Genomic DNA, 6,569 nt, shown 5'->3' on the forward strand with positions numbered 1-6,569 from the left:
CATGGGAAGCTTGGGACAAAGGTTCCAGCAAATAACTACGAAAGGGGTTAACAAAATGGATCGTCGCAATTTCTTGGCAGGGGCTGCAGTTGCCGCAGGAGCAGCAGCATTGACTGGAATGACGGGCTGTGCCACGAACAATGATCTTCCGTCTACCGGTGACGTGGATTTGAAGGCATTGGCAAAGGAGATTGACCGCTTGGCGTCCATCGAAGAAATTCGAGCTCAGCTTTTCAACTATATTCAAGCTGTCGATCGCATCGACTACGAGCTGGGTTACAGCGTCTTCGCTGAAGACAGCTTGCTTGACTACGGTTCGTATTACTATGATATTTTCCCCAACATGACGGGTCGTCAGTTCATCGATAGCTGCTTGGGCGATCATCTTAACGGTTGCAAGTGGACTCATCACATGTACTCTGCCATGCGAATCGATGTGAACGTCGACAATGGGACGGCTGGTTCCAGCACCTATGGGCACATCAATCAAATTTTTTCGCCCGATGGCAAAGCACAGGCAACTGCCGTAAAAGACGCAAACCCAAATCCTGGTGATGTCTTGGCTCACCAACGAGTACGTTACAACGATCTTTGGGAGAGGCGCGATGGGAAGTGGGTCATCGTTAAGCGTACGGTGTCCTACGATATCCCCTATAACGAGACCATTGAAGCCAAGGCGGGCGTGAACGCGGAGAATTCCTATCGCGGAGATGAGTACAAAAAGGATCCGTCCTACGAAGCGTTTGCTTACGGTGCTTAAATAGTTTTAACACTCATATGGTCTGGGATGTTAAGCTTTAACGAGCCGGCATCAATGGAAGGTCCGTCCTTGTGCGGGCCTTCCATCGTATTGGCTGGTGGCTAAAAGCCACTCGTTTCTGAATGAGCGCTCGAGGTGTCACGACGCGAGGAGGGGCTGTGGACATTCAGCAGATCAAGTACTTTTCTCGGGTTTATGAGATGCGCAGTTTCACGCAGGCGGCCGACTCGCTGTTCATTTCGCGGCAGGCATTGCGCAAGTCGGTGGCGCGGTTGGCACAGGAGATGGGGGAGCCGCTGTTCGAGAACCGGGGTAACGTGCTCTTCCCCACGTCGGCGGCCGATCTGCTGTTCAGCGCCTCGCGTCCGGTGTTGAGTGCGTTCGCGCAAATGGAGGCCGAGTTGAACCTCGGCAAGCTAAAGAGCCAAGGGATCGTGCGTTTTGGGCAATCGGTGGAGGCAAGCGACGTTATGACCTCGGGCGAGATGAGACAGGTCATCGACTTTTCCTCGACAAGCGAGCTCGTGACTAAGGGAATGCGCTTCACCGAAGCAAACTGCGTGGAGCTGCGCCAACAAATCCTTGAGGGCGATCTTGATTATGCGAGTCTTATCGCCACCGTGGTGAACGAGTCCCTCTTTGATTACGACACGGCCATTGGGGGACGCATCCACATCGCCGTCCGTACTGATGATCCCCTTGCTGAGAAAAGCTTCATACGCCTCGAGGATTTGGAAGGACGTCCCTTCACCTCTCAAGGAGCTGGATTCGATGTGCACGATCGCCTGGTGGAGGCGACCGAAGAGCGCGGTGTCAAGCTTAACATTGTGTGCACGCGTTCGGGTTTGCACAATCGGCTCGAAATGGTGCAAACCGGGGTGACGCTCACCTATGCCTACCGCGATCTGAGGTTTCCCCGCGTTGCACCAGACGTGGTGTGCATTCCCCTTGAAGAGTCTCCCATGAAATGGTTCTACTGCACCATTGCGAAGAAGGGGCTTGGCGATCCCTATTTGCTGCGGTTTTTCAGCGGCAAAGAAGATTTCGTCCTCTGGAAGGACTGACGGCGGTTCGTCTCCATATCTAAGCGAGCTCCTTCGTAAACCAAAAGCTCCCGGCGAACAACTTAAAGATTCTCCCCTCAAGCCTCGCGCGATTTCAGAATGAGGCCAGAAGATGCCCGTCAATAACGCGACGGGTACACGAGACGAGGAAAGGGGACATCTTGGAGTCTGTTCAGAACACGACGGGAGCTCTAACGCGAAGAGGGTTCCTCAAGACCACGGCCGCGGCCGCGCTCGTTGCGGGCGGCGTTTCGGCTGCGGGGTTCGCGGCCCTTACGCCCAAGACGGCTTCGGCCCAAAGCGACGAGAAGATCTGCACGACCTACTGCAACGCCTGCATGGGTTGTCCGCTGGAGGCCGTGGTGCGCGACGGCAACGTGGTGCTCACGCGCGCCAAGGAGATCGAGGGCGCGCCCATCGACCAGAAGCGCATGTGCGCCCGCGGCGCCTCCATCCCCACGCTCATCGTGCAGGAGAAGCGCATCCAGTACCCCATGAAGCGCGCCGAGGGCACCGAGCGTGGCGCCGGTCAGTGGGAGCGCATCAGCTGGGACGAGGCCATCGACACCATCTGTACGAAGATCAAGGAGTACCAGGCAGAATTTGGCTCGGGCAGCGTGTGCTCCTTCACCTACGGCACTACCGAGCCTCGCAACATGTACAATCTCAACCGTTTGGAGAACGTGGCCCAGTTCTCGCACCAGAACCGCACCACCGACTTCGCGCTCACGCAGGGTACCATGTACACGGCGGGCGGCTTCTACTATCAGGGCGGCGTCGACATGGATCTCGTCTCCCAAATGAGCACCTTTGTCGTGTGGGGCCATAACCCCATCGTGTCCTGGCCTAACGCCTGGCACTACATCGCCGACGCGATTGAGAATAACGATTGCAAGCTCATCGTCGTCGACCCCAACAAGAACACCATCGGACAGAAGGCCGACTTGTTCGTGTCGCTGCAGCCCGGCACCGATGCCGCGCTCGCTCTCGGTTTGGCGAAGATCATCGAGGAAGAGGGCAAGACGGATGATGCCTTCATGCAGCAGAAGTCCTGCGCCCCGTTCCTCGTGAAGGAGTCCGACGGCCGCTTCCTGCGCAAGAGCGACTTGGAAGAGGGCGTGGCGGCCGATGCCGACGACTTTGCCGTGTGGGACGAGGCCACGAATGCCATGGGCTACGCCTCCACGGCGCAGAACCCCGTGCTGCGCAAGAAGGGCATCGAGGTCGCCGGCCAGCGCTGCAATACGGCCTACAGTCTGCTCATCGACCGCATCAGCGAGTATCCCATCGAGATGGTGTCCGAGGCGACCACCGTTCCCGAGGAAACCATTCGCACCTTCGCCGACCTACTTTGCCGTCCTGGCATGGCCGACATCTTCCAAGGCTATGGCATCGACCATTACGGGCACGGTTTCAATACCATTGCGGCAGTGAGTGTTTTGCGTATTATGCGCGGTATGGTGCCTGAGCCCCGTATGAGTTACCCGCTTAATTCCAGCGGCTTCGATGAGACGGAAACCGAGCATCCCGCTATCGTCCAGTCGCTGGGTACCTTTATGTTCAACGACCTGCTCGACACGGGAAAATACACATTCCCGGGCGTGACCGCGCACATGGGCGAGCAGGTGATGGAGCTTCCCGATGTCACGGTAGAGCAACCGCTCAAGATGCTCATCTCTTTCGGTGCGAACATCGTGAACTCAGCTCCCGACCGTAACAAGACCATCGAGGCGTACAAGAAGTTCGATTTCCTTGTGACTGCCAACATCGAGTGGTGCGATACGGCCGACATTTCCGATATCGTGCTGCCGGCGGCCACCATTCAGGAAGTGGGCGGCCCCATTGGCATGAACGGCTGTCTGGTTTGGGCCGATAAGGCCGTCGAGCCGAAGTTCGAGGCCAAGTCCGACTACGACATGGCGAACCTCATCGGCCGTGGGCTCGGCTTGGACGAGTGGTTCCAAGAGGAGTTCGACGAGGGCATGAAGCACGTGGTGAACACGGCCATGAGCGCCGCCATGGGCATCGATGCCGACAAGCTGAAGGAAGCCGGCGTGATGTACGTGGGCGCCGTTCCCATGCCGGCCTACATGACCATGACGGGCAAGCTGCAGTTCTATCAGGAGAACCCTGGCCCCATCGAGAACTACGGCCAGCCCATGGATCCCGCGAGCATCGCGCTGCCCCATTGGGAGCCGCCCATGGAGGCGTGGCCCGTCACAGCCGGTGGCTTCGATGCCAACCCCCTGGCCGAGAAGTACCCGCTCATCGTGACCGCCGGCACCCGTCGCTTCCGCGTGCACTCCTACTACGGCCAGAACCCGCTGCTGCGCGAGATGGAGATCAACGAGCCCTGTGTGCGCATCAATCCCGTGGATGCCGAGGCCCGCGGCATCGAGGACGGCAGCTACGTGCGCCTGTTCAACGACCGCGGCCATGCGGTGGCCAAGGCCACCTTCAGCGCCGGTATTCGCCCGGGCTGTCTGGATATCGACCGCGGCTGGCAGCGCTCCCAGTACCTAAGCGGCTGCAATAACGACCTGACGAGCAAGCAGATTGTGGACTGGACCTGCCCCACCTACGCCTACCACGATTGCCTCGTGGAAATTGAGCCGTGGGACGGCGTGGTGGCGGAGTCTCAGGAATAAGAGGAGGAGGAACCCATGAGATACGGAATGGTCATCGATCTTAAGCGCTGCTCTGGCTGCAAGACCTGCTCGGTCGTGTGCAAAGTGGCCAACAACATCCCCAACGACATTATCTGGAACCGCGTGCTCACCGAGGGCGGCAACGCGCCTGACACGGCTGGTGGCACCTGGGACAATCCCGAGATGCAGCACTGGCCCGTGGCCTGCCAGCACTGCGAGAACCCTGCCTGTACCAAGGTGTGCCCGGTGGGCGCCACGTGGAAGGACGAGCAGACGGGCATTGTGCGCCAGGACTACGACAAGTGCATCGGCTGCCGCATGTGCCTGGCCGCCTGCCCCTACACGGGTGTCCGCTCGTTCAACTGGGAGGAGCCGGCCTACTACGCCGACTTCGCCCTGGGCGACGCCGATGCTGCCAAGCACGAGAAGCACACGGTGGAGAAGTGTATCTTCTGCACCCAGCGCGTGGCCCGCGGCGAGCAGCCGGCCTGCGTGGCCGACTGCATCGGCCGCGCCCGCCACTTCGGCGACCTGGACGACCCGAACTCCGAAGTGTCCAAGCTTTTGGCCAGTCGTGAGTACACGCAGCTGCACGCCGAATTCGGCACCAAGCCCTCTGTCTATTATCTCGTCTAGGAAGGGAGATACGCTATGAACGATGCGAAAGGAAGCGCCGCGTCTCATCGCGGACTGACCGTGGGGATCATCGCTTGCGCGGTGGTGGCTGTCATCGGCGTTGCCCTGTGGATGGTGCAGCTGTCCGGTGGCATGATTCAGACCGGCATGCGCAACCTCGATTCCTGGGGCTTCTACATCACCCTGTTCATGTTCTTCGTGGGCCTGTCCGCCGGCGGCCTCATCATCAGCTCCATCCCCAACGCCTTCGGTATGAAGGGCTTCGGGGACATCTCGCGGGTGGCCATTTGGACGAGCATCTGCTGTACCTGCGTGGCCATCGGCTTTGTGGTGGTTGACTTGGGCGGTCCCTTGCGCCTGTGGGAGCTGTTCGTCTATTCCAACCTCTCATCGCCGCTCATGTGGGACATCATCGTGCTTTCCACCTATCTCATTCTCTCCATCGTGTATCTGTGGGCCTACCGGCGCGAGGATGCGGGGAAGATGTCGCACACCGCCATCCGCGTCATCTCCATCATTGCTCTGGTGGTGGCGGTGGGTGTGCACACGGTGACGGCTTGGATCTTCTCGCTGTCGGCGGCCCACGAGTTCTGGCACACCGCCCTGATGGGCCCGTGGTTCGTGGCCTCAGCGCTGGATTGCGGCACGGCGCTCGTGCTCATCGTGGTCATCGCCCTGCAGAAGGCCGGGCGTCTTACCATCGAACGCTCCTCCATGGTGAACCTGGCGAAGATGCTCGCGGTGTTCACCTGCGTCGATCTGTACTTCTTCGCCTGCGATCTGCTGACGAGCGGTTTCCCCGGCGGCGAGGGCGCCAATGTGGTGGCGATGCTGGTCACCGGCCCCTTGGCGCCGTTCTTCTGGACGCAGATCGCCTGCATGGTGCTGGCCTGCGTCATCCTGTTCGTGCCGCGCCTGCGCACCAAGGGCGGCGTGGTTCTCGCCTCGGCGCTCGTGATCGCCGGTGTGTTCTGCAAGCGCTGCGAGATCTTGGTGGGCGGTTTCCAGATTCCCAACATCGAGTTCGCCGACGTGGCCAACCATATGACCATCACGAACTGGGAGTCCGGCATGTCGCTGTTCGGCTATCAGGGCCTCGTGTACTGGCCGACCCCCTTGGAGTTCGGCGTAGCCCTGGGCGTGGTGGCTCTCGGTGGCTTCCTGCTGCTACTGGGTCTGAAGTACCTCCCCCTGCACCTTAAGGAGAAGACCGCCTAATCGGCTGCTCCGGTACAAGATAGCTCTCTCTTCGAAGAGCCGCAGGCCCCGCAGCTTGCGGCTCTTTTGTTGTTCAGGCTCGTGAGCCTGCACGGCGCGCGAAGCGCGGCGGGCAAAAAACCACCCGCTATGCGGGTGCGCGTCGAAGGCTCCGCCCTTGCGTCAAAACGCCGCCAGTCGGGATACGATACGGGTGTTCAAGTCGTATCAGCCCGGAAAGGCGGCCGTTTTGGCAAACAAGGC

The 6,569-nt window shown here is 59.8% G+C and carries 5 protein-coding genes; all 5 read left to right on the forward strand.

The genetic code is table 11. The features are described 5' to 3' along the window. The first annotated feature begins 55 nt into the window (after positions 1–55). Positions 56–760 carry a nuclear transport factor 2 family protein gene (locus ACW4LP_RS09900; RefSeq protein WP_173115421.1) on the forward strand — a complete coding sequence of 235 codons (705 nt, stop codon included), beginning with the start codon at positions 56–58 and terminating at the stop codon, positions 758–760. Between the two features lie 158 nt (positions 761–918). After that, entirely contained in the window at positions 919–1,824 is a 906-nt protein-coding gene (locus tag ACW4LP_RS09905; protein ID WP_173114758.1) for a LysR family transcriptional regulator, read from the forward strand. A gap of 161 nt (positions 1,825–1,985) precedes the next feature. Beyond that, entirely contained in the window at positions 1,986–4,472 is a 2,487-nt protein-coding gene (locus ACW4LP_RS09910; RefSeq protein WP_173114755.1) for a molybdopterin-containing oxidoreductase family protein, read from the forward strand. A gap of 15 nt (positions 4,473–4,487) precedes the next feature. Then, entirely contained in the window at positions 4,488–5,108 is a 621-nt protein-coding gene (locus ACW4LP_RS09915) for a 4Fe-4S dicluster domain-containing protein (protein ID WP_114548557.1), read from the forward strand. 15 nt (positions 5,109–5,123) lie between these two features. Then, positions 5,124–6,326, forward strand: a complete 1,203-nt coding sequence (gene nrfD, locus ACW4LP_RS09920; protein WP_157012473.1) for an NrfD/PsrC family molybdoenzyme membrane anchor subunit — start codon at positions 5,124–5,126, stop codon at positions 6,324–6,326. Positions 6,327–6,569: the final 243 nt, after the last annotated feature.

Source organism: Adlercreutzia sp. CNCM I-6215, assembly GCF_977072315.1.